This is a genomic window from Hansschlegelia plantiphila, assembly GCF_027922265.1.
Taxonomy (GTDB): domain Bacteria; phylum Pseudomonadota; class Alphaproteobacteria; order Rhizobiales; family Methylopilaceae; genus Methylopila; species Methylopila plantiphila.
The window spans coordinates 506074-531527 of sequence record NZ_BSFI01000007.1; the positions used below are offsets into that span (position 1 = coordinate 506074).

Genomic DNA, 25454 nt, shown 5'->3' on the forward strand with positions numbered 1-25454 from the left:
ACTCTGGATGCGGCTTGAGCATGAGCAAGATTGACGATCTCTGCGCCCGCGCTGGCGTTCGCATCGTGCCGAGGAGGAAGCGGCGCCACGGACGCGAGACGCATGCTCGTCAGACGCTGACGAAGCTCGCGAGTGAGTGCGGACCCGGCCACGTGCTCTTCGTGCTAAGGGCGATCGCTGAGAACGATAGGAACAAGGCCGCGCTCTGGAGCGAGATCATCTGGGCAGTGTCCGACATCGTCATTATGCGGCCGGACCTCGCGGACCGCGGCCTCGCGTTCATGGAGGCGCTCGACGGGATCGACCTGAACGAGCTCCGGCTGGCGGCAAAGGCGATGCGCATCGGCGCGGCGCGGGACGTGCTTCGAGTGATGCTCGCTGAGCGGCTCGCAAAAGCGCTACTCTTGCGCGAGACTGCGACGCGCCTGCGGGCCTCCTTAAGAGCCGCGGAACTTCCGATGGCTGCTTGAGCTGCGCGAGGTCACCGAGTCGGGCCTCCACTTCTCCTTGGCATTTCGTGAGGATCGTACGCGGCGGCAGCGGTCAAGGCTGGCGTCCAGAAGTCACGGGATAAGCGGGTAAAAAATTCGTCGTGCTCATCGAACGACCCGTTCGCCCCTCGGATAGCCAAGTCCGCGTGCTCCAAGAAGGCCTGCGCGATGTCGACCAGGGCGAACAGATCGTTGTAGCGAGGGCGCGGGACCAAAGCCTCTGTCCACAGCGAATGCGCAAGCTCCTTGTTCCGGAGCATCTGGAGGGCGTTCCTGGCCTCGCCGAGCTCACTTCCCGACTGGAGCTGTTGGTAGACCCCTAGAGCGCGGCGGATTGCGCGCCCGCAAGAACGGGCTTGTGAGCGACCCGACCACGTCTTCAGAGCAGTCCAAATCAGGAGGCGCCTGACGTCTCGCATCTCCAAGAGCCGGGCAAGTTCCGGAATAGAGGCGACGTCGGTGTCCTCGCGCCACGGTCGCTCCATGATCTTTGCGACGGCGACCGCTAGCGTGAACTGTTGTGCGTGTTGAACCAGATCGAGAACGGTAGCGGTTTCCGCATGGAAGCCCTTCTCCCGCACCAGCCTGTTCGCTTCTTCCAGCGAAGCCTCTAGCCGGATCGCATGAATGGTTTGAGGCCTCAGCAGCCAGACCATTCGCTCGAGCCGTTTCGGGCTGACGGGGCAGTAGGCAGGTCGCGGCTTAGACTTCATCGATCAATACCACGTTGAGAAGCGCGGCCACCCAATATCGCTGCCGCGAGCGGAAGTGGAAGGCCTTCCTTGGCTCCTATCGCCGTTCGACGATGTCGGGGCGTGCGCCGACTGACGATCCGGGGTTGGGTCGCCTCGGCGTCAACCTCGTACGCTTGGGCGATGAATGACACAGTGCGATGCGGCTTCGTTGGCAAGCATTATCCCGATGACAGGGGATGCATGCTTGCACCTCTGAGGCAAGCATGCCAGCATTCACTATCGGCAAGCATGGGAGGTCGACATGCCTACGGGTTCGAGCAAAGGCGGTAGGGCCCGAGCAGCGAAGCTCTCGTCAGAACAGCGGCGCGACATAGCCAAAGCCGCTGCGCAAGCGCGGTGGGATCGGATCAAGAATCCTTCCGGCCTTCCAGAGGCGGATAGCGACGGCGTGCTGAAAATTGGCGAGGTTTCCCTTGAGGTTTACCGCCTCAAGGATGGTCGGCGAGTGATTAGCAAAAGAGCCATGGCGGCCGCCCTTGGACTGCAGTCTCAGGGCGGCAACGCCTTCATGCGGACCATGAGCCGCAAAGGGCTACGATCCGGTTTGACCCAAAAACTGCTATTTAGGATCGAAAACCCTATACACTTCAGAGGGTTGGGGACGGATTTGGCAGACGGGTACGACGTGGAGGATCTGATTGAGGTATGCGACGCCCTGATCGTCGCCAGGAATGAAAAACGCCTTCACCCTTCTCAGTCTTTCCTAGCTCAACAGGCGGAAATTATCGTTCGTTCCTGCGCTAAGATCGGCATTATCGCGCTGGTGGACGAAGCTGTAGGCTATGTTGACCGTCGAAAAGACGAATATCGCAAACTGTTCGATACATTTGTAAGCGGCGAAGTTCGGCAGTGGGGCAAGGAATACCCGCCGAAGTTCTTTGATATGATTTATGCACTATATGGGCTGAAGAGATCTGATCCAAATCAAACGAGGCACCCTCAGTTCTTCGGCCATTTTATCCGGCGCTTCGTATATTTCCCTTTGGCGCATAGCCGAGGCGCAATATTAGAGATGCTTGATGAGAAGAATCCGGTCGTCTATGCGGGCGGAGGACGTCGATATAAGCTTTTTCAGTTCCTCTCGGATGAGATCGGAATAGACGCACTCCGTCAGCATCTGTGGCAAACAATCGGCATCGGCTCCGCGGCACGTGATCGAGGGCAATTTGAGCGAGCATTCTATCGAGCTTTCCCAGAAAGTGTGCCTCTCCATCATCAATGGGATTTACTCAACGATCTTAGCGACGGCTGACGATCTGGGGCGAGGCAGGACTGTCAGCTACTGGACAGATGCGCAATACAGACGGATACCTAAGCCATCGCCAGCCACCCTTTGTCGTTCAGCGTGTTGAAGGCAATACCGAGTTGCCTCGGGGTGAAGTGCCTCTTGCGTTCATTCCACGAATAGACCGCTTCCACCGCCTTTTGCGGATCATCGACGCCTTCGTGGGCGGCAACCCAATGGACCGTCGCCAACAACTCGAGCCCGAACGGCGACTCGAACCCGTCGACCAGCTCACCGACGCGTCCGAAGCGGCCGATCGTCTCGTCACGACCGACCAGGAAGGCCTCGGCTTCCCGAATGGCCCCTGGAACAAGCTCAACCTGCTTTTCCGGGATGTCGCCTCCGTCGGCATACCCAGAGAGCAGGTGACCCTCAATCGCGCTCAGCACGTGCCGGAGGTTCTCGGCATACGGACCATAATGGCCCTTCGCGTATTTCAGCCGAAGCGGCTCGCCCGCCACCTGCATGAAGTACATGAGCTTATGGATCTCGAGCAAAGACACGAATGGGTCCATCAGGCCGGCTAGGTAGCGGTTCGTCAGCGCAACCAAGGCCGCCCTTCCTGGCGTCATATTCGGCACTTCGCGGGACTTCGTCTTGACGGGCGCCGCTGTAGGCTCGAACAGCAGGATTTCGACGTCATTGATCCCGCCGAGGGCTTCGATGATGCGTGGACGTACATCACCCCAGTCCAGACCGCCGAGGCCGCTCCCCAGCGGCGGGATGGCGATCGACCTAATCTTGCGGTCACGTATCTCCGACGCGAGCGCAGCAAGGCCTGACTCGATGTCCTCCATTCGGCTCTTGCCGCGCCAGTGGCGTTTGGTCGGAAAATTGATGACGTAGCGAGGGTTGTTCACCGTCATGCGGTCGTAGACGAACATCCGCCCAGGCTGAACCATGCCGGCCTTGCAAGCCTCGGCGTAAGCTTTGAAGTTGTTTGGGAATGCGTTCTTGAACTGCAGCGCGACGCCGCGTCCCATGATGCCCACGCAGTTGACCGTGTTGACGAGCGCCTCGGCGTCGGCGGTCAGGATGTCTCCGGTGGTGAAGCTGATCATTGCGGTCGGTCCATCAGTAGTACCATTCGCGCCTGATCTCGACCGGAGGCCGGTGCGCGGCACCACGCAAGGTGTTCGCTACCTGCTGAGCAACCGCACTGGAATAGACGCCGATTCGGCGCACGAGGTGCCATGGGAAACTCCGTTCCATCAGAAATTCGGCCTGCTTGCCTTCTTTGATCTCCGAGTCCCGGAAGTTGCCAGCGGCTATCGCGTCCCAATTAATGTCGCCGAGATCGGCTAGGTCGTCTCGGTCGTCGAAGTAGGAAGATCCGGCGTTCGACAGCGTGAAAGCCCATCGCCGGTCCTTCGCCCCTGCCCATTCGACAGCTTCCTGGAGGTCTGCTTCAAGCGTGACGATTGGGGCCTGGCCGCCGCGGTAGCTTAGCTCCGGATGGTTCGCCATAGATATGATGTAGAGCATGATCGACCGGGGGCAGAAGTAGAACGGTGCACAATCGCCGACAGCCAGATCGGGGTGGCTGTCGAGCTTGGTCCGGAGCCGCCGCGCCTTGATGCCGCTCATGCCAATGGTCGTACCAGGCGAAGCTCGTGCAATTACCTCGGCGTCCGACCAAATCCGGCCATCCAGCACGATCGACGCCAGCCGATCGACATGCACGATGTGGTAGATCTTGGGGCGCGCCGGGACGGCCATTCCTACATACCTGCCTTCTTCAGTCGAACACCCGGCCCCTCGCCGTTCTCGGCGACAAAGATGACGCCGGCGGTTTCGAGAGCCTTGCGGATCGCTGTTAGCGTCGATGCTTTCGGATCGGCCGTCCCGCGCTCGATGTTATTCAGTGCAGTGGTCGAGAGCCCCGCGGCTGCCGCTAGGGCAGCCTGCGTGAGGCCAAGCATCGCGCGTGCGCCGCGTATCTGTTGAGGCGTGATCATGCGCCTCTTGTACGCTGCGCTTGATTTTTCCTCAAGCGCGCTTGACGTCCACTGAAGTTACATTTAACTCAAGCCTACTTGATTATTTCTCAAGTGGAGGCTTTTAGATGCCGAAACACAGCGTTCCGGCCCCGGCCGCGGGCGGAGCTATGCCCGCCGCAGCCCAGACCGAGTACCGCGCGCTGACGATCTACAGCGCGCCGCCGACCGGCTGCATCGTCTTTCCGGTGACGCGAAACGGTTTCGAGCCGCACCTCCGACTCGGCGAGATCGCGATCGTCGATTCCGGAGACCGCGAGCTGCAGAACGGTGAGCTCTACGTCATCCGCTGGAACCATCCCCTTGAACCGGATGGCATTAAGGCGCTCGTCCAGATATGGCCGCGGACTCATCGCGGGACCGACGGCAACAGCTTTGCGGCTTGGTGGGTCGGCAGCCTCAATCGGCCCCGCGAAGCTGGCGAGGTTGAGCAGTGGCTGAAGGAACGGCGACCGCTATCCTGCTCAGAACGACCTTTCCGCGCCGATCATCTGCGCGAGAAGCTGGTCGGCCGCGTGATTGGGATCTACCAAGCGACCGACCCGGCCATTGCCGCTCTCAACGGGAGGGCCCAGTCGTGAACCGACGTGGATTTCTCATTGCGGCTTCGGCACCGGTCGTCGCCGTACCAGCGGCCGCACTAGCGACTCGCGGCGGCGTCGTCTCACCGTTCCCTGGTTTGTCGCTCTGCGAGGTGCCGCTCCTTAGATCTGAGTTGCCAAGGGAGGCCCTGGTCGACCGCTACGTCGCTTTCCTCGCCTACGAACACCGGATGGCTCTTTGGGAGCAGATGCCAGCCTACGCGAGGGAGGGTCGTCGGGCTTACGAAGTGCCACTGTACTGGTCGCCCGAGAACGACGAGGTGCTCGGCGTCGTCAACGACGGGCGCCTGGTCGAGCGGGCGTCGCGCGTTTTAGCGGCAGTCGGCCTATGAGTATCGGGCTCCGCCTCGCCGTCTGGCTTGCGGTCGCCGTTTCTTGGACAAAGTACGTCCTCGTGCCAATAGCCCAGCGCAGAATCACGAGGCGGACTTCCGGACGAAGAATTGACTGAAACGTTTTGGTCAGATATGTGCCCATAGCAACGGACGATTATCCGACCGAAAGGCCCTGCTATGCCGCCCGCAACTGCTGCCGATCTCGTCGGCGCTATCCAGCCCCTCACTCAGCTGACTGACCGGTGGCTGAAATCAGCAACGCTCAACTTATTCGAGAACAAGGTGATTGAGCCGGGTCCCGCGGGTCGTGCGGCTCTCAAAAGAAATCCTCGAGAAGCAGCGGCGCTCGCGGTCGGGCTTTTGGCTGCTCCGTCGACCGCACAGGCGGGCCGATATGCTCTTGGGATCTTGGGTGCTGGCCGTCAGCGAGGTTCTCGCATCGATCCACATGAATGCCGACACAGCCATGAACTTGGAAAGCTGATCGAGGTGGCTCTTTCGCGGCCTTACTTCATCGATGCGCTTAGCGTGATGATCCAGGAGTGGAAAATCCTTGAGTCTGGGCTCGCCTATTATGCCGGACTGCCGACCTCCCGTGGGCTAACAGGTGAATGGAAGGCGGAACTCACCGTCCAGGTCTGGGGAACGCCTAACTTCGGCGCCCACATCGAACTCGACGTTCGGGAGGTATTCCCTCTCTCGGAGTCGGGTTTCGACCAGCATCACACGTTCCTCGGCATCGAGGCAGATTGGCTTGGAGACGCAACCGAAGATCTTGAATCGGGCGACCCGAGCGATGTGGTCAAGCGCCTCGCACACCAGGCGACGCACGGTTTTGATCAGCGTGTGATCATCGCTCTCGGACGTCGCCTCGGCGAACGCGGCGTTGATTACTGAGGCCGCTATGAAAAGCCAAGCCGTTCTCCTCACGCGCAAGCAGATAGCCGCTGCCTATGGAGTGGACGTTGCCACGGTGCAGCGCTGGAAGAAGCGCGGCCTGCTTCAGCCGGAGCAGCCGGGGGGCCGCGGCGGCACTTGGCGCCTGCCGGCCTCGGTGGTGAAATCGAAGAAGGGCGAGGAGAACTGACGTGAGCCGGTCGCTCCGCGAGCAGTCTCTTCCCCGCTTTGCGCTTAGGCGCGAGGAAGCGGCCGCGAGCCTCAGTGTCTCGGCCGGGACCTTCGACGGCTGGGTGGAAGACGGCAGGATGCCGAAGCCTTACAAGCCGAATGGCGGCGTCGCTCTTTGGGACGTCGACGAGATCCGCGCCTGCTGGCAGGCGATGAAGGACGGCACAGTCTTGAACAATCCGCTCGATCGGCTGGTGCTCTGATGGTGCAGCTCGATCTCCGCTACCTCTCCCGAGACATCGACCGGCACGGCAACGTCCGGTTCTACGTGCGCGTGCCGGGCCGGAATAAGGTGCGGATCCGAGCTTCGCTCAACGAGGACGGGACTGCATCCCCGGCCTTCATGGACGCTTATTGGAAAGCCGTCCGCGCCGAAGAGGAGGCGACCCGACCGCAAGTGCGGCGCGTCGCGGAAGGCTCCTTCCAGGCGGCGCTGAACCGCTACTACGGCTCGAGCAAGTTCAAGAGCTACGATCCCGACACACAGCGCGATAAGCGCGGCGTCCTCAACCGCTACGCGGACAGTGCTGGACCGATCGCGCTGAAGGCCTTTCGGCAGCAGGACGTCGAGCGGAGCCGCGACAAGCGACGAGACACGCCCGCGGCCGCCGACAAGCTCGTGAAGTACCTGCGGACCTTCTTCGCGTGGGCGATGAAGGAGAAGCTGATCGGCGCCAACCCCGCGGTCGGCGTCGAGAAGATCAACACAGGCTCGGAAGGCCATCATACTTGGAGCGTCGAGGAGATCCGGCGGTACGAGGAGCGGCACCCCGTTGGGACTACCGCACGCCTCGCCCTCGTCCTGCTCATGTGCACCGGTGGCCGCCGCGGCGATGTCTACGCCCTCGGCCGGCAGCACGAGACCGACGGCTACCTTTCGTTCTTCCAGGAGAAGAATCGGGCGCGGCAGACTGAGCCCATCGTCATCCCGATCCGGCCGGAGCTGAGGGGGGCGCTGGACGCGACCCCGACCGGTGATCTCGCCTATATCATCGGCTCCCATAGCCGGCCCTACACGAAGGAGAGCTTCGGCAATCGCTTCCGCGAATGGTGCGATCAAGCCGGCCTTCCGCAATGCTCGGCTCATGGTGTCCGGAAGGCGGCGGCCACGATCCTCGCCGAGAACGGCGCCTCCGCCATGGAGCTCTGTTCGATCTTCGGCTGGAGCAAGCTGGAGACCGCCGAGATCTACGTTCGTAAGGCGCAGCGGAAGCGCCTGGCGGCGAATGCATTCGCCCGGCTCGACGCGGCGACGTCCCCGAAGATTGTCCCACTTCGTGGCCGGAAGTCAGTCAGTGGGACAAACAGGAGAAAAAGTCTTGTTGGATCAACGCCATCAGATGGCGGTGGTGGGCCCGGCAGGACTCGAACCTGCAACCAGACCGTTATGAGCGGTCGGCTCTAACCATTGAGCTACAGGCCCCCGCCGCAGGCATACGCCGAGAGCGGGCGGTTTGTCATCGCCCGGATGTGCTGAAGCCGCTGAAGGATGCGCGGCGCCCGCTATATAGGTCTGCGACGCTGGTCTCAGGGAGAGGCATGGGGCGGATCGGACTGGTCTTCATGGCGGCGACCGCAGCTCTCGTCCTCGGCGTGGCGGCGCTCGTCGTCGGCGGGCCGGGGCGGACGGCGATTCCCGCAGACGCTCTGGTCGTCGGCCAGCTCGCCGAGCCCCGCTCGCTCGATCCGGCGACGGCTCAAGCGCCTCCGTGCTGAGACGGGGCTCACCATGGTCTTCGTCAGCCACGATCTCGCGGTCGTCGAGAGGCTCTGCGATCGGGTCGCGGTGATGCGACGCGGCCGGATCGTGGAGCAGGGCGCCTGCCGCAAAGTGCTTTCAACGCCGCGCGAACGCTACACCCGAGAGCTCGTGGCCGCCGCACACGTCGTCGTCGCTTGACGAGGCTTCCCGTCGCCCGATGTGGGTTCGACTCCCCCGTTTCCGGCACTCACCATGACCACCGTCACCCAGCAGCGCCGACGCGAAATCGAACGAGGCTTCATCGTCAGTCTCGGCCGCGCGGCGGGCGGCTCGATCGTGTTCGTCCTGCCGGTCCTCATGACCATGGAGATGTGGACGCTGGGAGCGAGCATGGATCGCTGGCGGCTCGCCCTGCTGCTCGCGGCCGTGGTCCCGCTTCTCGTCGGCCTGTCGCATTACATCGGCTTCGAGGAGACCGAGACCGTGGTCGACGACATCCGCGACGCCTTCGTCGCGATCCTCGTCGGCTTCGTCACATCGACGTTCATCCTGACGTTGTTCGGCCTGATCGGGCCGACCCGCTCGCTCGACGAAATTCTGGGCGCGATCGTCATCCAGACGGCGCCGGCGAGCTTCGGCGCCGTGATCGCGCAGGGGCAGCTCGGCCAGTCGGACGAAGGAGACAAGCGTCGCAACCGCGAGGCTGATTATTTCGGCGACCTGCTGTTCCTCGCGAGCGGCGCGGTCTTCCTGTCGTTCAACATCGCGCCGACGGAGGAGGTCGATCTGATCTCCGCATCGATGACGCCGTATCATACAGTCGCGCTGGCGCTGCTCTCGATCGCGTCGATGCACGTTATCGTCTACGGCGTGGAGTTCAGTGGCCAGAACGCCTTGATGCGCGACGGCCGCGGCTTCTGGAGCGTCTTCCTGCGATACAGTCTTGTAGGCTACGCGATCGCCCTGCTGGTCTGCGCCGCCATGCTGTGGCTGCTCGGGCGAATCGACGATCTCGGGCCGGAGGCCGCGTTGAGGCTCATTGTCGTGCTCGGCTTCCCCGCCGCGATCGGCGCCGCCTTCGCGCGGCTCATCGTCGGAGGACAGAGCTGATGGCGGAAAAGCCTATGCAGGAGCCGGAAGCGGACGAGAAGCCGGATCAGCCGTCGCGCGAGGTCGGGCGGATCGAATGGATCGTCGGCGCGGCCGGCGCCCTGATCACCATCGCCGTGCTGGCGACGCTGATCCATGAAGCGCTGACCTACAAGGAGGGCGCGCCGGTGCTCGTCAGCCGGGTGATCGGCGTGACGCCGACGGAGGGCGGTTTTGTCGTTCGCTTCGAGACCGAGAATCGTGGCCCTTCCACCGCGGCGGAAGTCGTCGTATCCGCGACGCTGAAGGACGGCGAGCGGGTCGTCGAGCAGGCGGAGGCGACGCTCGACTACATCGCGCGGCAATCGAGCCGTGACGCCGGGATCGTCTTGCGGCGCGATCCCGCTTCCGGAACGCTCGAACTCGCGGCCACGTCCTATCGCGCGCCGTAACGGATGACTGGAGACGACATGGACGACCGGGCTTCCAAAGATGCGAAGGTCGCGGACGCTGCGCGGTTTCTTCTGGAGGCGCGAGCGTCCCGCAGATCGGCGCCGCCGCCCGAAGAGCTCGCCCCGGCGGACGAAGCGGAAGCATGGGCGATCCATGAGGCGGTCGTCGCATCGCTTGGTCCGGTGGTCGCCTGGAAAGTCGGGGCCGCGTCGCCGCAGGCCGCGCCCGGTTTCGGCCTGATCACGGCCGACACGCTGTTCAAAAGCCCGGCCCGCTTCGCCGCCGACGCCTTCGTGCTGACGGCGGTCGAAGCCGAGATCGCCGTCACCTTCCGCGACGACATGCCGGCGCGCGAGGCGCCTTATTCCGTCGAGGAGGTTTTCGGCGCGATCGCGAGCTGGCACGCGGCGATCGAGGTGCTGGACACCGCCTTCGCCGACTGGAAAGCGACGCCTGCGTTGTGGAAGGTCGCCGACCGCCAGAGCCATGGCGGGCTCGTGGTCGGTCCCGGCGTATCCGCACCGCCGGCCGGCCCGCTCGGGCGGCTGGCGGTGAAGCTCGAGATCGACGGCGAAACCGCCTTTGCGCACGAGGGCGGCAACAGCGCGGGCGATCCCACGCGTCTGCTCGTTCATCTCGTCAACGCCCGTCGCGCGACCGCCCGGCCGATCCTTGCCGGCGACGTCGTCACCACGGGCTCGGCGACGCCTTTCCTTCAGGCGACGCCCGGCCAGATGGTCCGCGCTAGCTTCGACGGGCTCCCGCCCGCAGAACTCTCGATCAGCGCTGGCTGAGAGGCGCCGTAGTGTCCTCGATATTGCCGCCGATCGCCCTCATCTGATCGCCATAGGCTCGGCGGACCTTGGGGTCGAAGATTGCGATCGGCGCGTTGATCGCGGCGCCGGCGACCGAGCCCGCGGTGGTCGCCACACCCGCCGCGACCTGGCCGACGCGCTCGCCGAGGCTGAGTTCGTTCTGGGAAATCTCCTGGCCGGCGATCAGCCGCCCGCCGATCGCCCTGACCACCTCCGGGCTCGCCGCGAACTTTCCGTGCGCCAGCGCGTCGTCGGCGCGCAGATCCGTGAGGTCGAGCGCGTCGATCTTCGCCGTCGAGAACTCGGTCTTATAGGGTTCGGCCTTCGGATCGATCGCGCCGAGCCGCGGGACCTCGCCTGCGATGCGGCTCGAAAGGCGCAGCGCCCGGTCATCGCGCGAGACGAAAATCGTGAAGCGCGGCCGCTCATTGGCGGGCCCCATCTCTCCGAGCTGTTGCTTGAAGACGTCGACGTCGACGTCCGGGGCCGCCAGGATCACATTGCGGATTTTCGGCGCGATCCTACCGTCGCGGATCGCCATCTGGCGCAGCGACTCCAGCGCGAGGAAGCTGCCCATGGAATGCGCGAGCACCGAGACGTCCTGGATCTCCGGCGCGTGCGCCAGCGCCTGGAGCGTCTCCTCAAGCGCGTCGCGGGAATAATTCGTGCTCTCGCGGTCGTAATTGTAGGCGAACACGCTGGCGCGCGACGGCCAGGTGAACAGAATCGGCACCGCGTCCGTGCCCGAATCATGGACGATCTGCGCGAAGCGATAGACCGCGTCGTCGTAGGTGTTGTTGAAGCCGTGCACGAACAGCAGCACGTGCTTCTTGCCGTGCGCCTCCCTGCGGAACCAGGCGCGCGCGCCGCCGGCGTCCGTCTCTCGCGTCGAAAGCGTGGTGAATTCAGTCGCGGGGTTCGCGGGCAGCCGCTTCGGCCATTGCACCTCGCCGATCTTGCGGGCGCTGTCCGGCGGAATCGACACCGCGATGTCCGTCCATGAGATCTTCGCCGCCCGCTCGCCCGAAAACAGTACGCCTGGCTGAGGGGTCCGCTTGCGGGTTGTGACGACGAGCAGATCGACGCGCGACGCGCCGGGAGCGCTGGCGGCCTGCGGCACGAGCACGCCTTCAGGCCGGCCCGCGCATGCGGCGAGTGCGAGAGCCGCGGTCACCCATAGGACGCCAAACCGCAACCGCGCCGTCTCCTCAGCCCATGCCGCGTTTCTCGCGCCGGTCAGGGTCTAGCCCAGCGGGCGCTCCGCGGCGACTCGAAAGTTCGGCGCGACGAAGCTGAATGAATATTCACGGAACTGACGTGTTGAGCGGACGTTTAGTTGCGCCGCAATAAAGCTGAGGCGGGAAGGGGTAGCTTATTACGCGCCTTTTCGGCGCACGTTTGCGCCTATGTCGAAATATCGACAACAACAGGTCATTGACTGGCCTCGTTTGTTGTCCAGATGAACACTGGGGCGAGGCGGCGCTCGCGAGCAACGCAAGCAGCCGAGCCGGAAACGCAACAAGGTCGATTATGAAAAAGACAAAGCTCCTTTTGTTGGCGGGAACCGTCCTGCCCGTCTTCGCGCTCGCCGCGCCCGGATACGCCGACACGGCGACGCCGCACGCGCCGATCGTTCTCGCGCAAGGTCTGGATACGTCCGGCGGCGGAGACGACAAGAAGTCGCGTGACCGTTCCGATCGCGGCGACAAGCCCGATCGTGGCGACAAGGGGGGCCGCGAAAAGCCGGACCGCCCCTCTCGCGACGAGACGCGCGGCGGCGGGGATGACTCTCGTCCGGCGAAACGCCAGAAGGACTCAAGCGACGGCGACGCCAGCGATCAGCTGCGCCAGCAGCGCAAGCAGGATGCTCCGTCTGATCGTGACGTCGCTCCGCAGCCGAAGAAGTCGCGCGACGACGCCGCGCCGGACCGGATCAAGTCGCGCGACGCGGGCGACGACAGGCCCGATCGCGGAACGCGCGACCTGTCGACGGAGCCGCGCGAGCAGCGCGCCAAGGATCGTCCGGATGCTCGCGACGCCGACAAGCCGTCGAAGGCCGACCGCGATGGCAAGCCGGATCTGCGGCCTGACGCGGACCGCTCGAAGGACATTAAGGACGCCCCGACCGACCGAAAGGGCGCGGGCCGCGACGACAAGCCGGACTCGGCCACCACCGCCAAGCCCGACTCTAAGAGCGACGCCAAGAGCGACGACCGCTCCGATCGTCTGAAGGATCTGCGCGACCGCGACCGTCCCGACGGCGGGCGCTCCAAGGATGACGCCAGAGACGTCCAGCAGGACCGACAGAAGGATCTGCGGGACCGCCAGGACGACGAGTCCGATCGCAAGGACAAGGCCGACCGCAAGGAAGACGGCGGCAGGCGCGATCCGTCCGACGCGGACGCCGACCGCTCCGGCCGCAAAGACCGGCTCGACGATCTGCGCGATCAGCGCCGGGATGACGCCCGCGATCAGCGAAAGGACGACCGCGACAATGCGCGCGACGACCGCAAGGATGGTCGCGACGACCTCCGCGGCCGTGACGATCCGCGTGATCGCGACGCGACCCGCGACGAGCGCCGCGATCGCTTCGAGCGCCGCATGCGCGAGGAGCCGCGCGACGCTCGCCGCGACGATGATCGCATCGACCGTCTGCGCAGCGAGCGCCGCGAACGCCGTGAGGGGAGCCAGGTCATCATCACCGAGGGCGATCGCACGATCATCCGCGAAGGCGACCGGTCCTACATTCGTCGTGACGAGAACGAACGGTTCCGACGCGGCGCCCGCGACGTCCGCGAGGAGCGCGACGGCGATCGCATCAAGACGGTCGTGACGCGTCCGGACGGCTCGAAAGTGGTGACGGTGACGGACGGCGACGGCAGGCTCATCAGCCGCACCCGCACCACCGTCAGCGGCGAGGACTATGTGCTGATCGACAACCGCCCGCGCGGCGGCGGTCGTCCCGGCGCGTTCATTGATCTTGGCCTGCCGCCGCCCCGCGTCTCGATCCCGCGTGAGGAATATATCGTCGACGCCGACGACGCCTCCTACGACCAGATCCAGGACGCGTTCCGGGCGCCGCCGGTCGAGCGGCTCGACAGGAGCTACTCGCTCGACGAAATCCGGCAGAACGCTCCGCTGCGTGAGCGGGTCCGAAGCGTCGACCTCGACACCATCACCTTCGACACCGGTTCGTGGGACGTCAGGGACGACCAGATCAAGAAGCTCGAAAATGTCGGCCTCGCCATGGAGGACGCGGTCAAGAAGCAGCCAAAGACCGTGTTCATGGTCGAGGGTCACACCGACGCGGTCGGGGCCGACGACGACAACCTGTCGCTCTCGGACCGCCGCGCTCAGTCGGTCGCCGAGATCCTGACCAAGTATTTCAACATCCCGGCGGAGAACCTGACGACGCAGGGCTACGGCGAGCAGTTCCTGAAGGTGAAGACCGACGGACCGGAGGAGCGCAACCGGCGAGTCACTATCCGGAACATCACGCCGCTGCTCACCAGCGGCAACTGATCGATCCGACTGCGACGAGAGCGGCGCGCGGGGCTCCCCCCGCGCGCCGTTCGCGCGTCTGGAGCTGGACGCGCGCCGGTTGGCGGCGCTTCCCGCCGCCCTAGCTGCATAAACCGGCGGCGTTGTGCGGCGCCGCGGCGAGGGGAGCGGAATGGCTGCGATCAACGTCAATCAGGTGGCCTCTCGCGTGACGGAGCCGTCCTTCGATCGTTCAGTTGGACTCCGGCGGCCGACGCATTGCGGCCTCCACGCGCGACCGTCCGGTGGGGCTCCGACGGCGACGTGAGCATCGCCTGGGGTATGTTTCGATGAAGGTGGCGCTCGTGTTGAACGCGTCGTCCGGCGCGCTGATGGGCCGGACGGACGCAGCCGCTGAAATCGAGCGCAAGCTGCGTGACGCGGGCATGGAGGTCGGCTCGGTGCTTGACGGCGACGCCACCGACATTCTCCAGCGGATGCAGCGCGCGCGGGATCTTCCGGTTGAGGCGATCGTCACCGCCGGCGGCGACGGCACCATCTCGGCCGCGGCCCAGGTTCTGGTCGGAACCGGCGTCGCGCTTGCGCCGCTCCCGCTCGGCACGATGAATCTTCTGCCCAAGGACCTGCGCATTCCCCTCGATCTCGACGCGGCCATCGTTGCGCTCGCGGACGGAGAGAGGGCGGAGATCGACGTCGGCGACGTGAACGGGCACGTTTTCCTCTGCAACTCGATGCTCGGCATGCCCGCCCGCCTCGCGGAGCGCCGCGAACGCAACCGCCGGAACATGGGCTTTGGCGGCTGGTGGCGTCTGGTGGCCGCAGGGCTCAAAGGCCTCTACCGCTATCCGCCAATGCGCGTCGGGCTCGATCTCGGCCACGGCTCGGTGACCCTGCGGTCCAAGGCGGTGGTCGTCGCCAACAACGCCTACGACGAAGGCTTCGGCCAGATGCTCACCCGCTCGCGCCTCGACCGCGGCGAGCTCACGCTCTACGCCGCGCGCCGTCTGAGCGCCTGGCCGCTTGTGCGCATCTCCGCCGGCATGGCGCTGGGTGTCTGGCGGCAGGACCCCGATATCGAGACGCACAGCGTGCGAGAGCTGACGGTGACGAGCCGCCGGAAGCTGATCCGCATCATGAATGACGGCGAGACCATGCTTCTGCCGCCGCCGCTGCGCTATCGGATCCGCCCGCTCGCGCTGACAGTGCTGCGGCCGAGGCGCGAGCCGGTGGCGTTCGTGGAGGATGCGGCGTGACGCGGATCGTCCACCTCTCGGACCTGCATTTCGACCGGGTCGACCCGGTCATCGTCAATGCGTTGCGCGACGAGATCAACGCCGACCCGCCGGATCTCGTCGCGGTCTCGGGAGACCTCACCCAGCATGCGCATCGTGAAGAGTACCGAACCGCGGGAGCCTTCCTGCGGAGTCTCGACGCGCCGGTGCTGGCGGTGCCGGGCAATCACGACATCACCTATTTCCATCCGCTGCAGCGCTTCGTCGATCCCTATCGGCGCTGGCGGCGTTATGTCAGCCGGGAAATCGAGCCGACCTGGTGCGACGATACGGTCGCGGTCATCGGCATGAATACGGCGCGGCGCGCGGCGCTCGCGCTCGACTGGTCGAACGGCCGCTTCGGCCTCCGCCAGCTCATCCGCTTCCGCAAGCGGGTCGACGCGCTGCCGAGCGGCCTGTTCCGGATCGTCGTCGCCCATCACGCGCTGCATCCGCCGGACGCCGAGCCCGATCTCGACGTCGTCGGCCGCGCCTCGATCGCGCTCGACGTCTTCAGGCAGGCGGGCGTCGGGCTGGTGCTCGCGGGCCATCACCACCGCGGCTATCTGCACGCCCATGAGCCGATCGGCTCAGCGCCGCCCCTCGTCGTGGCGCAGGTCTCGACCGCGACCTCGACCCGGCTGCGCGGAGAGCCGAACGCCTATCATCGCATCTCGGTCGATTCCGCAGGCCATGTCGCAATCGAGGTCCGCGCCTGGGACGGCCGCCGCTGGCGCGAGATCCCGGCCCGCACGCAGGGCGCGCCGCTGCAGAAATCGGAGAAGGCGCCGTTTGCAGCGCCTACCGTGACGGACGTCGCGATCAGGCAAAACGCGCCCGCCGGGCTCGGCTGATCAGCCTCCCGCCAACACTTGATAAATTTAATTGATTATATCAAGTTGAGGCGCCGCTATTCAGGCGGTCGACCTTTCGCGAGACGATCCCATGCGCAAAACCTTGATTGTCTCAGGCCGCTTCTGGCGGGTCTTCGCGCTGTGTGCGGTCGTCCTGGCCGCCGCCGTTCCTGGTCTTCGGGCGAACGCCGACGCTCCGACCACGGTGCGTATCGGCTATCAACGCTCTTCGACTTTGATCAGCCTGTTGAAGGCGGACGGCTCGCTGGAAAGGGCGCTGGCCGAACGTGGGGTGAAAATCTCCTGGCACGAATTCACGAGCGGCCTGCCGCTGCTCGAGGCGCTCAACGTCGGCGGCGTCGATTTCAGCGCGGACGTCGCCGACACGGTGCCGGTTTTCGCGCAAGCGGCGGGCGCGAAGCTCGTCTATGTCGCGGAGGAGGCGCCGTCTCCCGCGGCGCAGGCGATCCTCGTCCACGGAAATTCCCCGATCTCGTCGGTCGAGCAGCTGAAAGGCAAGAAGATTGCGGTGACGAAAGGCGCTGGCAGCCACTATCTGCTGCTCGCCGCGCTCGCCAAGGCCGGGCTCACCATCAAGGACGTCACGCCCGCCTATCTGACGCCCGCGGACGGACGAGCGGCGTTCGTCAGCGGCGCCGTCGACGCCGTCGTCATCTGGGATCCGTTTCTGGCCAGCATCCAGGCGCAATCCGACGCGCGCATCCTGGCGGACGGAACGGGACTCGCGAGCTACAAGCGCTATTACCTGACGACCAAGGACTTCGCCGAGCGCGGCGGCGACCTCGTCGGGATCATCGTCGCCCAGCTCAAGGAGGCGGGCAGCGCCGTGAAGGCCGATCCCAAGCAGGCCGCGGAGAAGCTGTCGGGCCTCTGGTCGATGGACGCCGCCACCGTCGAGAAGGCGAATGGCCGCCGGTCCTACAAGGTCGGGCTCGTGACGCGCGACGGCCTCGCCGAACAGCAGAACATCGCCGACGCCTTCGCCGCGGAAGGGCTCTTTCCGAAGAAGGTGGACGCCTCCGACGTCGCGATCTGGAGCCCGTCGACGCAATAGGGCTACGATCGAGGCGGGGTGACGGGCGGGCGACGCGCGTGTAAGCCAGCGCTGGTCCCCGCATACCGGCCATGGCTGGGTCGAGGGGCCGCCTCCTCACGCCAGACCCCTTATCCGATGACCGACGCCGCCCTCGCACCCGCCGCAACGAACCTCGCCCGCGAGGTGGAGCGCAGGCGGACCTTCGCCATCATCTCGCATCCCGACGCGGGCAAGACCACGCTGACGGAAAAGCTGCTGATGTTCGGCGGCGCGATCCAGCTTGCCGGTCAGGTGCGCGCCAAGGGCGAGCGGCGGCGCACGCGGTCGGACTGGATGTCCATCGAGCGCGAGCGGGGGATTTCCGTCGTCACCTCGGTGATGACCTTCGAGTACCGCAACTGCGTCTTCAACCTGCTCGACACGCCGGGTCACGAGGACTTCTCCGAAGACACCTACCGGACGCTGACGGCGGTCGACAGCGCCGTCATGGTGATCGACGCCGCCAAGGGCATCGAGGCGCGGACGCGAAAATTGTTCGAGGTCTGCCGCCTCCGCGACATCCCGATCGTCACCTTCATCAACAAGATGGACCGCGAGAGCCGCGACCCGTTCGAGATTCTCGACGAGATCGAGAAGACGCTGGCGCTGGACGCCACGCCGCTGACCTGGCCGATCGGCCGCGGCCGCGACTTCGCCGGCACCTTCGAGCTGAAGACCGGCCGCATCCGGCTGGTCGACGGCGGCGACGAGCCCGCGGGCGCAGGGCTCGAGGCGCTTGGCGGGCTGGTGTCCGAGCATCGTCTGACCGAAGTCACCGAGGAGCTGGAGCTTGCTCAGGGAGCGCTCAAGCCTTTCGACCTCACCTCGTTCCGGGAGGGCCATCTGACGCCGGTGCTGTTTGGCTCGGCGCTGCGCAACTTCGGCGTCCGCGACCTGCTCGATGCGCTCGCAGATCTCGCGCCCCCGCCGCAGGGGCTCGACAGCGACAAGCGCCCGGTCGCGGCCGACGAGCCGCGGATGACCGCCTTCGTGTTCAAGGTCCAGGCCAACATGGACCCCAACCACCGCGATCGCATCGCGTTTGTGCGGCTTTGTTCGGGCAAGCTGACGCGCGGCATGAAGGCGCTCCAGACGCGGACGTCGAAGACCATCGGGCTGCACGCGCCGCAGTTCTTCTTCGCACAGGACCGGCAGCTCGCCGAGGAGGCCTATGCCGGAGACGTCGTCGGCATCCCGAACCACGGGCTGCTCCGCATCGGCGACACGCTGACCGACGGCGAGAACCTTTCCTTCCTCGGCGTGCCGAGCTTCGCGCCTGAAATCCTGCGCCGCGTCCGGCTCGAGGACGCGATGAAGGCGAAGAAGCTCAAGCAGGCGCTGCAGGAGATGGCGGAGGAGGGCGTCGTGCAGGTGTTTCGCCCGGTCGACGGCTCGCCGGCGCTGGTCGGAGTCGTCGGCTCGCTGCAGCTCGACGTGATGGAGGGCCGGCTGAAAGCCGAATACGGCCTGGATGTCGGCTTCGAGCAAAGCCAGTATTCGCTCGCCCGCTGGGTCTCGGCTCCGAACAAGGTGGATCTCGCCGAGTTCCTTGCTGCGAACCGCGCGAGCACGGCCGACGACCTCGATGGCGATCCCGTGCTGCTCGCAGGCTCCGCCTTCCAGATGGCCCGCGCCCAGGAGCGCTGGAGCAAGGTGGCGTTCACAGACATCAAGGACGTGCGCAAGGTCGCGGCCTGAAGGGCCGAGATTGGACTCAGCGCAATTTGCGCGGTCGGGGTCGGCCGGACACGGCGCGTTGCGCGGGATTTTACGCTGGAATGATCACGGCCGAGGCCGGTGGGGACGGCTAGCCTTACGCAGGCTCCCGCTCCCGAACGCCTTCGAAGCACGCGCGGCGCTTGGCGAGTTCCGCCGAGACGTGGTCCATGAACGCCCGGACCCGCGCGCTGGAGCGCAGGTCGGGATGCGTCAGGATCCACAAGCCGGGCGGCTGCTGGCCCGGCGGATCATAGAGCCTAACCAGACCCGGAAAGCGGTTGCCGATGAAGCAGGGCAGGGGACCGACGCCCACCCCCGCCTTGATCGCCTCGGCCATGCCGAGAACGGTCGACAGCCGGTACACGAGCTTGTGCTCGCCCACCACGTCGCGCAGCCAGCGCTGGAGCGGCGCGAGCAAGTCGCCTGGGCCGATCCAGGGAAGGTGATCGAGCTCCTCGATGGAATCGACCGGCTTCAGCGGCTCCGCGCCATAGACCGCCCAGAAAATCCCCGCGAGCCGCCGTCCGACCAGCGTCTCCGGCGGCGACGAGGTGACGCGCAGCGCGATGTCGGCGTCACGCTTCGAGAGATTCAGCACGGCGTTGCCGACGACGATGTCGAGGGTGATCTCCGGATAGGCTTTGCGGAAGCTGGCGAGCACGTCGGTCAGCGCGTGGACGAGCATCGTGTCGTTTGTAGTGACGCGAAGTTCCCCCGCCGGCGCCAGATCCTGGCCGGAGACGCGGCGCTCGAAGGCGACGATGTCGTCCGCCATCCGGTCGGCGATCGAGGCCATTTCCTCGCCGGCGGGCGTCAACCCGTAGCCGGCGCGGCCGCGCTCGAACAACCGCGCGCCCAACCGGTCCTCGAGCGCGCCAAGGCGGCGAAAGACGGTCGAGGCGTTGACGCCGAGCACATCCGCGGCGCCGGCGAGCGAACGTCGCTCCGAAATGGCTTTGACGAGTCGGAAATCGTCCCAGGCGAGCATGAAGAGAGGCTTCGTCGATGGAGGATCGTTGCACGCGTGCAAGCGCCATGTAGCTTATTCCGGAACCGGAGTCATGCGGGCGGCGCGGAGGATTTCAGCCGCGGCCGAAACGCAGGCCGGGCGCCGGACGCTCCTCGATCACCTCGCTCCGGAAGCGGTAGAGCTGCGCTGGACGCCCGCCGGTCGCGGTCTCCGCCGCGCCCGTGGGCTCAACGAGCGCTGTGCTTTCGACCAGCCGCCGGAAGTTCTGCTTGTGCAGCTTGCGACCGGCCACCGCCTCCACGGTCTGCTGCAGGGCCGTCAACGTGAAGCGCGGCGGCATCAGCTCGAACACGACCGGACGGTACTTGAGCTTCGCGCGCAGACGTCCCATCGCGGTCGCCAGGATGCGGCGGTGATCGTCGCGCATCGGCTCGCCAAGCCTCGGCAAGGCGTCGCGCGCAAGTGCCGCCGGGCGGCCGTCGCGCAGCGCTTCCTCGACGAGGCCGGCTTCGTAGAGCAGTTCATAGCGGTCGAGCACCTTCTCCTCATCCCACGGCGCGCCGTCGAAGCCGAAGCAAAGCCGCGCGCGGGCGAGCCGCGGCAACGCGCGGCCAGTCTCAGCTTCCGGCGCCTCGGAGGTCCAGCGCCCGAGCGCGGGCAGGATAGCGGCGTCCAGCACTTCGGGGCGTCGGCGCCGCCAGTCCTCCCAAGGGAAGAAGCCGTACCACGGGCGGAAAGCGGCGCCGGCGGCGGCGAGCGCGGCCCCGTCGCGGGGGCGCCGCGTCAACGCGAGGTAGCCGATCGAGACCATGTGAGGCCCGACGTCCTCGCGCCGCGCCGCGCGCCCGCGATCGCCAAAGGTATAGAGCTGCTCGACATAGCCGACGTCGAGCGCGGTCTGGGCGGCTACCGAGCTGCGGAGCGCGATCTCGAGCGTGCGGTCGCGGCGGGGTTCGAACGTGCCGGCCGGCAGAGCCGCCGGGCCGTCGCCGGCGCGCGCCACGAGGATTTCCGGGGCGTCTCCCTGCACCGCGACGACTGCGGCTGTCAGGCCGATGCCGATTGTGGTCGGATCGCTCATCCTGTCGGGGCGGACGAGAGCGCGAACGGCTCGCCCTCGAATGCGTCGGCGCCGCGCCCGATCTCGGCGATGGCGGCGACCATGCGGCCCTCGCGGCCGAGCGCCTCGTCGGCGAGCCGCACGATCAGCCGGTTCGGCGTCGCGGTCCGACTCGCTTTGCGGAGCGCCGACGCGATGAGCCGCTCATCCCTTGCAGCGTCCCGGGCGCAGGCGATCGCGAACGCCATCGCCGTCGAGCGGCTGATCCCGGCGTAGCAATGCACGACGATCGGGCCATCGGTCGAGGCGGCGAAGGCGAGCGCGTCGGCGATATGGCTTTCGGACGGGTGGACGTGTCCCTCGAGCGGCTCGGCGATGTCGTGAAAGGTGAGCGTAAGGTGGTCGACCGGCGCGACCGGCGCCGGCCGCTCCACCGTCGTCCCTGCGGAGACGAGCGAAAGCACGCGTCGCGCGCCGACCGAGGCCACCGTCTCCGACAATTTCGATATGGGGCAAACGACGATCATGGCGTCCTTCCGCTCGAACCCGCGTCTATCGGTGTAGCGCGGCGAAGCGGTCGAGGAAGCGGCTTTCGGCGTCGACCGCCGGCCATGGCTTCAGCTCCGACGAGACCGGCGCGCCTTCCGGGCGGCCGAAGAAACCGCGCGCCTCCGCGATCGAGAAGCCGGCGAGCTGGACGGCTTCGAGGAACGCCGCCGTCTTGTCTGCGCGCTTGATCAGCTTGGCCGCGGCGAGCGCGGGCTCAGCCGGCAGGCCGAACCGCAGATGGACCGCCGCCATAAGGCGCGCCTCGACCAACCGGTAGTCGCCGCCGAGCACCGCCTTGAACGGACTGATCATGTCGCCGACGACGTACTCCGCGGCGTCGTGCAGCAGCGCCGTCAGGCGAAGCCGAGGCTCGGCCGCCGGCGCGAGGCGGCCCACAATGTCTTCGACCAGCAGCGAGTGCTGGGCGACCGAGAAGATGTGGTCTCCGGCGGTTTGCCCGTTCCACCGCGCGACACGCGCCAGCCCGTGCGCAATGTCCTCGATCTCGACGTCGAGCGGCGAGGGATCGAGCAGGTCGAGTCGTCTGCCCGACAGCATCCGCTGCCACGCCCGCGGCTTGGCTGGAGCTCTGCGGGGCGAGAATGGTGCGGGAGCGGTGGCGTCGGCCATTTTGCCTTTGACAGTGGTGATGGCTGCCCGAAGGATGCCGCCGAAACTTCACAGATGGAAAGAGCTGAGCGCTCTAACGAATCCGTCTTAATGAAGTCGATCAACGCGCGGCAGGCGCGGTAAGAAGACGTTGGGACGGAGACGACGCATGGCGAGCACGACGATGGAAACGGGCGCTGCGCGCCCGACGCCTTGGTACAAGGTGCTCTACATCCAGGTTCTGATCGCGGTCGCGATCGGCATCCTCCTCGGCTGGTTCGATCCGGGCCTTGGCAAGGCGATGAAGCCGCTCGGCGACGGCTTCATCAAGCTCGTGAAGATGCTGATCGCGCCAGTGATCTTCCTCACCGTCGTTCACGGCATCGCCTCGATGAGCGACATGAAGAAGGTCGGCCGCGTCGGGCTGAAGGCGCTCATCTATTTCGAGGCGCTGACGACGGTGGCCCTCGTCATCGGACTCGTCATCGTCAACGTGCTGAAGCCCGGCGCCGGGATGAACGTCGACCCCAGCAAGCTCGACGCCGCTTCGGTGGAGAAATATCAGACGGCCGCCAAGGGGCAGACCGTCACCGACTTCTTCCTGCACATCATCCCCGACCAGGTGGTCGGGGCTTTCGCGCAGGGCGAGATCATCCAGGTTCTTCTCGTGGCCATACTGTTCGCCTTCGCGCTGCATTCGCTGGGCGAGCGCGGCAAGCCGGTGATGGCGATCATCGACGGAACGATGGAGGTGTTCTTCCGCATCGTCTCCATCGTCATGCGCGCCGCGCCGATCGGCGCCTTCGGCGCGATGGCCTTCACCATCGGCTCGCAGGGGCTTCAGGCGCTTGCGCCGCTCGCCTACCTCATGGCCTCTTTCTACCTGACCTGCCTGATCTTCATCTTCGGCGTGCTCGGGGTCGTGTGCTGGCTCTGCGGGTTCTCGATCTTCAAGTTCGTCCGCTACATCCGCGAGGAGCTTCTCATCGTGCTCGGCACCTCCTCCTCGGAGTCGGTGCTGCCGCGCATGCTGGACAAGATGAAGCGCGCCGGGGCCGAGGAATCGGTCGTCGGCCTCGTCATTCCCGCCGGCTACTCGTTCAACCTCGACGGCACCTGCATCTACCTGACGATGGCCGCGATCTTCCTCGCCCAGGCGACCAACACCGACCAGACGCTGTGGCAGCAGATCGTGATCCTCGTGATCCTGCTTTTGACCTCGAAGGGCGCGGCGGGGGTCACGGGCTCCGGCTTCATCGTGCTCGCGGCGACGCTGCAGTCGGTCGAGCACATCCCGACGGTGGCGATCGCGCTGATCCTCGGCATCGACCGCTTCATGTCGGAGGCGCGCGCGCTCACCAACCTGGTGGGCAACGGCGTCGCGACCATCGTGGTGGCGAAGTGGGAGGGCTCGCTCGACGAGGCCCGTCTGCATGCCGAGCTCGACGGGAGGAAGGCGACGCGAGAGCCGGTTCGGGTCGCGGCGCAGGCCTGACGGCGCTGGAGGCGCTAGCGCCGCTCGCCGGCTGGGCTCCCGCCGCATCACGCGGGAGCACAAGCCGGTCTATCGATGACGGGCTCGGGGGCGGAGCAGCGCATCGAAATGCCGACCTGCCGACCTCCTTGCCGAGGACGCTTCAGGAGAGCGCCTGAACCTCGGAATGCCGGTAGCAGTCGGTCACGTGATCGTTGACCATGCCGACCGCCTGCATGAAGGCGTAGACGATAACGGGTCCGCAGAACGTGAATCCGCGGCGCTTCAGGTCCTTGGCGAGCGCCTCGGAGATGGGCGACGCAGTCGGCGCGTCCGTCGTCGAGCGCCACCGGTTCACGACCGGTTTTCCATCGACGAAGCCCCAGAGATAGGCGGAAAAGTCTTCGCCATCGTCGCGCATCGCGAGAAACGCGCGGGCCGATTTGATCGCGCCTTCGATCTTGGCGCGGGAGCGGACGATGCCGGCGTTCGCCATCAGCCGCGCGACGTCGGCCTCGCCGTAGCTTGCGATGCGCTCGGGCTCGAACCCCTCGAACGCTTCGCGGAAGGCGTCGCGCTTTCTGAGGATCGTGATCCAGGCGAGGCCGGCCTGAAAGCCGTCGAGCACGAGCTTCTCGTAGAGCGCCCGCGGGTCACGTTCGGGCACGCCCCAGTCGGTGTCGTGGTAGGCGACGTAGAGCGGGTCGGCTCCGCACCAGCGGCAACGGCGTTTGCTGTCCGCATGTTCCGGAGCGGCCTCGCTCACGCGGCGTGGATTTCGTCGGGGAAGTCGAAGCGCGCCCACGGCGCCTTGACGACTGTCAGCATCGCCGCGCCTGCGATCAACGGCGTGCCCGCCGCCCGCGCGTCCGCGACCCGATCGAGCCGCAGCAATGCGAGGCCGCGGCCGTCGGCCGAGGAGCCCATCCGCCCTATGGTTCGCTCGCCTGCGGTGACGGCTGAGCCGATGGGGGCCGGAAGCCCGTCGAGCAGCACCGGCGTCACACGGGTGCGCGCCGTGCCGCGGTGCTCCATACGGCTCACGACCTCCTGGCCGACGTAGCAGCCTTTCTTGAAGTCGACGCCGCCGAGCTGGTCGAGGCAGGCCTCGTGCGGAAAGGTCTCGCCATAGACGAAGTCCAGGCCGCCATAGGGCACGCCGAGCGCGACGCGATGGGCGCGCCATGCGTCGAGACCGCCCGACAGACCTTCGGGCAGCGCGGCGCCGGTGGGCAGATAGGCCCGCGCTCCGAGCGCCGGAAGCCGCGGGTCCGACACGAGGTCGCCCTCGATCCGAGGCAGCAGTCCGTCGCCCCACAATGCCGCAACACGGAACTCGTCGCTCCGGTCCGCGATCTCCACCTTGGAGCGGAGCCTGTAGAGCGCGAGCCTGCGCGCGACGTCCGCGACCAGCGGGCGGGGCAGGTCGAGTCGAAAGCCGTCCCCGCTCCGTGAGGCGATCATGTCGACGATGATCTTGCCCTGCGGCGTCAGCAGGGCGGCGTAGGCGGCGCGGCCGGGCGCGAGGTCCGCGACATCGCTCGTCAGAAGATTGTCGAGGAAAGCGCCCGCGTCGGGGCCTGCGACGTGCAGAACGCCACGTCCATCTAGAAAAGCGCCGCGCATCCGGCTTCTCCGTCCGTGTTGCCATCAGGCTCGTGCGAGGGTAGCCACCCCATCGTCCCGCCTCAAGCCGATC

28 protein-coding genes, 1 tRNA gene and 1 pseudogene are annotated in these 25454 nt (G+C 66.1%); 18 read left to right on the forward strand and 12 right to left on the reverse strand.

Annotated elements, in window-relative coordinates:
• Positions 1–20: 20 nt before the first annotated feature.
• Positions 21–470, forward strand: a complete 450-nt coding sequence (locus tag PKE75_RS08790) for a hypothetical protein (protein WP_271168332.1) — start codon at positions 21–23, stop codon at positions 468–470.
• An 11-nt stretch (positions 471–481) separates the two neighbouring features.
• Here PKE75_RS08790 and PKE75_RS08795 read toward each other — a convergent pair whose 3' ends face one another.
• Positions 482–1147: an AbiU2 domain-containing protein gene (locus PKE75_RS08795; RefSeq protein WP_271168333.1), complete on the reverse strand. Its 666-nt coding sequence runs from the start codon at positions 1145–1147 to the stop codon at positions 482–484.
• A 340-nt stretch (positions 1148–1487) separates the two neighbouring features.
• Between PKE75_RS08795 and PKE75_RS08800 the strand changes: the two genes are divergently transcribed.
• On the forward strand, positions 1488–2498 hold the full coding sequence (locus PKE75_RS08800) for a P63C domain-containing protein (RefSeq protein ID WP_271168334.1): 1011 nt from the start codon (positions 1488–1490) through the stop codon (positions 2496–2498).
• 59 nt (positions 2499–2557) lie between these two features.
• Here PKE75_RS08800 and darG read toward each other — a convergent pair whose 3' ends face one another.
• The 3 genes from darG to PKE75_RS08815 are packed head-to-tail and all read right to left on the reverse strand — an operon-like array spanning position 2558 to position 4489.
• Positions 2558–3592, reverse strand: a complete 1035-nt coding sequence (gene darG, locus PKE75_RS08805; RefSeq protein WP_271168335.1) for a type II toxin-antitoxin system antitoxin DNA ADP-ribosyl glycohydrolase DarG — start codon at positions 3590–3592, stop codon at positions 2558–2560.
• 13 nt (positions 3593–3605) lie between these two features.
• A complete protein-coding gene (darT, locus tag PKE75_RS08810; RefSeq protein ID WP_271168336.1) occupies positions 3606–4250 on the reverse strand; it encodes a type II toxin-antitoxin system toxin DNA ADP-ribosyl transferase DarT in 645 nt (214 codons plus the stop codon).
• A gap of 2 nt (positions 4251–4252) precedes the next feature.
• Positions 4253–4489: a helix-turn-helix domain-containing protein gene (locus PKE75_RS08815; protein ID WP_271168337.1), complete on the reverse strand. Its 237-nt coding sequence runs from the start codon at positions 4487–4489 to the stop codon at positions 4253–4255.
• A gap of 107 nt (positions 4490–4596) precedes the next feature.
• On the opposite strand from PKE75_RS08815, the gene PKE75_RS08820 reads away from it, so the two are divergent.
• The 5 genes and pseudogenes from PKE75_RS08820 to PKE75_RS17930 all read left to right on the forward strand — a co-directional run.
• On the forward strand, positions 4597–5109 hold the full coding sequence (locus PKE75_RS08820) for a hypothetical protein (protein WP_271168338.1): 513 nt from the start codon (positions 4597–4599) through the stop codon (positions 5107–5109).
• A gap of 533 nt (positions 5110–5642) precedes the next feature.
• Positions 5643–6362: a hypothetical protein gene (locus PKE75_RS08825; protein WP_271168339.1), complete on the forward strand. Its 720-nt coding sequence runs from the start codon at positions 5643–5645 to the stop codon at positions 6360–6362.
• Between the two features lie 7 nt (positions 6363–6369).
• Positions 6370–6552, forward strand: coding sequence for a helix-turn-helix domain-containing protein (locus tag PKE75_RS08830; RefSeq protein WP_271168340.1), 183 nt, complete (start codon positions 6370–6372; stop codon positions 6550–6552).
• 1 nt (position 6553) lies between these two features.
• Positions 6554–6796, forward strand: coding sequence for a helix-turn-helix transcriptional regulator (locus PKE75_RS08835; RefSeq protein ID WP_271168341.1), 243 nt, complete (start codon positions 6554–6556; stop codon positions 6794–6796).
• A gap of 449 nt (positions 6797–7245) precedes the next feature.
• Positions 7246–7788: pseudogene (locus tag PKE75_RS17930) on the forward strand (tyrosine-type recombinase/integrase); the annotation flags it as partial.
• Between the two features lie 152 nt (positions 7789–7940).
• Here the strand turns inward: PKE75_RS17930 and PKE75_RS08840 are convergent.
• Positions 7941–8016: transfer RNA gene (locus tag PKE75_RS08840), tRNA-Ile, on the reverse strand.
• Between the two features lie 116 nt (positions 8017–8132).
• Between PKE75_RS08840 and PKE75_RS08845 the strand changes: the two genes are divergently transcribed.
• The 5 genes from PKE75_RS08845 to PKE75_RS08865 are packed head-to-tail and all read left to right on the forward strand — an operon-like array spanning position 8133 to position 10631.
• Positions 8133–8309: a hypothetical protein gene (locus tag PKE75_RS08845; protein WP_271168342.1), complete on the forward strand. Its 177-nt coding sequence runs from the start codon at positions 8133–8135 to the stop codon at positions 8307–8309.
• Between the two features lie 13 nt (positions 8310–8322).
• Positions 8323–8493, forward strand: a complete 171-nt coding sequence (locus PKE75_RS08850; protein ID WP_271168343.1) for a hypothetical protein — start codon at positions 8323–8325, stop codon at positions 8491–8493.
• A gap of 54 nt (positions 8494–8547) precedes the next feature.
• Positions 8548–9405: a TIGR02587 family membrane protein gene (locus PKE75_RS08855; protein ID WP_271168344.1), complete on the forward strand. Its 858-nt coding sequence runs from the start codon at positions 8548–8550 to the stop codon at positions 9403–9405.
• Positions 9405–9836, forward strand: a complete 432-nt coding sequence (locus PKE75_RS08860) for a TIGR02588 family protein (RefSeq protein WP_271168345.1) — start codon at positions 9405–9407, stop codon at positions 9834–9836. The genes PKE75_RS08855 and PKE75_RS08860 overlap by 1 nt, the downstream gene beginning before the upstream one ends.
• Before the next feature lie 18 nt (positions 9837–9854).
• Positions 9855–10631 carry a 2-keto-4-pentenoate hydratase gene (locus PKE75_RS08865; protein ID WP_271168346.1) on the forward strand — a complete coding sequence of 259 codons (777 nt, stop codon included), beginning with the start codon at positions 9855–9857 and terminating at the stop codon, positions 10629–10631.
• Here PKE75_RS08865 and PKE75_RS08870 read toward each other — a convergent pair.
• Complete coding sequence (locus tag PKE75_RS08870; protein ID WP_271168347.1) at positions 10618–11826, reverse strand: alpha/beta hydrolase; 1209 nt, start codon at positions 11824–11826, stop codon at positions 10618–10620. The genes PKE75_RS08865 and PKE75_RS08870 overlap by 14 nt on opposite strands.
• Before the next feature lie 380 nt (positions 11827–12206).
• Here PKE75_RS08870 and PKE75_RS08875 point away from each other — a divergent pair, with 380 nt between their 5' ends.
• The 5 genes from PKE75_RS08875 to PKE75_RS08895 all read left to right on the forward strand — a co-directional run bounded on the left by PKE75_RS08875 (position 12207) and on the right by PKE75_RS08895 (position 19072).
• Complete coding sequence (locus tag PKE75_RS08875; protein ID WP_271168348.1) at positions 12207–14174, forward strand: OmpA family protein; 1968 nt, start codon at positions 12207–12209, stop codon at positions 14172–14174.
• Positions 14175–14482: 308 nt separating this feature from the next.
• Positions 14483–15406 (forward strand): diacylglycerol/lipid kinase family protein, encoded by a 924-nt coding sequence (locus PKE75_RS08880; protein ID WP_271168349.1) that lies wholly within the window; start codon positions 14483–14485, stop codon positions 15404–15406.
• The gene (locus PKE75_RS08885) at positions 15403–16278 is read left to right on the forward strand and encodes a metallophosphoesterase family protein (protein ID WP_271168350.1); all 876 of its coding nucleotides are present in this window, start codon (positions 15403–15405) and stop codon (positions 16276–16278) included. Before PKE75_RS08880 ends, PKE75_RS08885 begins: the two co-directional genes overlap by 4 nt.
• A 91-nt stretch (positions 16279–16369) precedes the next feature.
• A complete protein-coding gene (locus PKE75_RS08890) occupies positions 16370–17353 on the forward strand; it encodes an aliphatic sulfonate ABC transporter substrate-binding protein (RefSeq protein WP_271168351.1) in 984 nt (327 codons plus the stop codon).
• A gap of 117 nt (positions 17354–17470) precedes the next feature.
• Positions 17471–19072, forward strand: a complete 1602-nt coding sequence (locus PKE75_RS08895) for a peptide chain release factor 3 (RefSeq protein ID WP_271168352.1) — start codon at positions 17471–17473, stop codon at positions 19070–19072.
• A gap of 115 nt (positions 19073–19187) precedes the next feature.
• Here the strand turns inward: PKE75_RS08895 and PKE75_RS08900 are convergent, their stop codons facing one another.
• The 4 genes from PKE75_RS08900 to PKE75_RS08915 all read right to left on the reverse strand — a co-directional run bounded on the left by PKE75_RS08900 (position 19188) and on the right by PKE75_RS08915 (position 22302).
• The gene (locus PKE75_RS08900) at positions 19188–20081 is read right to left on the reverse strand and encodes a LysR family transcriptional regulator (RefSeq protein ID WP_271168353.1); all 894 of its coding nucleotides are present in this window, start codon (positions 20079–20081) and stop codon (positions 19188–19190) included.
• 94 nt (positions 20082–20175) lie between these two features.
• Complete coding sequence (locus PKE75_RS08905; protein ID WP_271168354.1) at positions 20176–21144, reverse strand: NUDIX hydrolase; 969 nt, start codon at positions 21142–21144, stop codon at positions 20176–20178.
• Complete coding sequence (locus PKE75_RS08910) at positions 21141–21650, reverse strand: tyrosine phosphatase family protein (RefSeq protein WP_271168355.1); 510 nt, start codon at positions 21648–21650, stop codon at positions 21141–21143. The genes PKE75_RS08905 and PKE75_RS08910 overlap by 4 nt, the downstream gene beginning before the upstream one ends.
• A 25-nt stretch (positions 21651–21675) precedes the next feature.
• Positions 21676–22302: an HD family hydrolase gene (locus tag PKE75_RS08915; protein ID WP_271168356.1), complete on the reverse strand. Its 627-nt coding sequence runs from the start codon at positions 22300–22302 to the stop codon at positions 21676–21678.
• Between the two features lie 148 nt (positions 22303–22450).
• Here PKE75_RS08915 and PKE75_RS08920 point away from each other — a divergent pair, with 148 nt between their 5' ends.
• A complete protein-coding gene (locus PKE75_RS08920; RefSeq protein ID WP_271168357.1) occupies positions 22451–23776 on the forward strand; it encodes a dicarboxylate/amino acid:cation symporter in 1326 nt (441 codons plus the stop codon).
• A gap of 142 nt (positions 23777–23918) precedes the next feature.
• Here PKE75_RS08920 and PKE75_RS08925 read toward each other — a convergent pair whose 3' ends face one another.
• Both PKE75_RS08925 and ygfZ read right to left on the reverse strand, forming a co-directional pair.
• Entirely contained in the window at positions 23919–24521 is a 603-nt protein-coding gene (locus PKE75_RS08925) for a DNA-3-methyladenine glycosylase I (protein ID WP_271168358.1), read from the reverse strand.
• Positions 24518–25381: a CAF17-like 4Fe-4S cluster assembly/insertion protein YgfZ gene (ygfZ, locus tag PKE75_RS08930; RefSeq protein WP_271168359.1), complete on the reverse strand. Its 864-nt coding sequence runs from the start codon at positions 25379–25381 to the stop codon at positions 24518–24520. The genes PKE75_RS08925 and ygfZ overlap by 4 nt, the downstream gene beginning before the upstream one ends.
• Positions 25382–25454 lie beyond the last annotated feature (73 nt).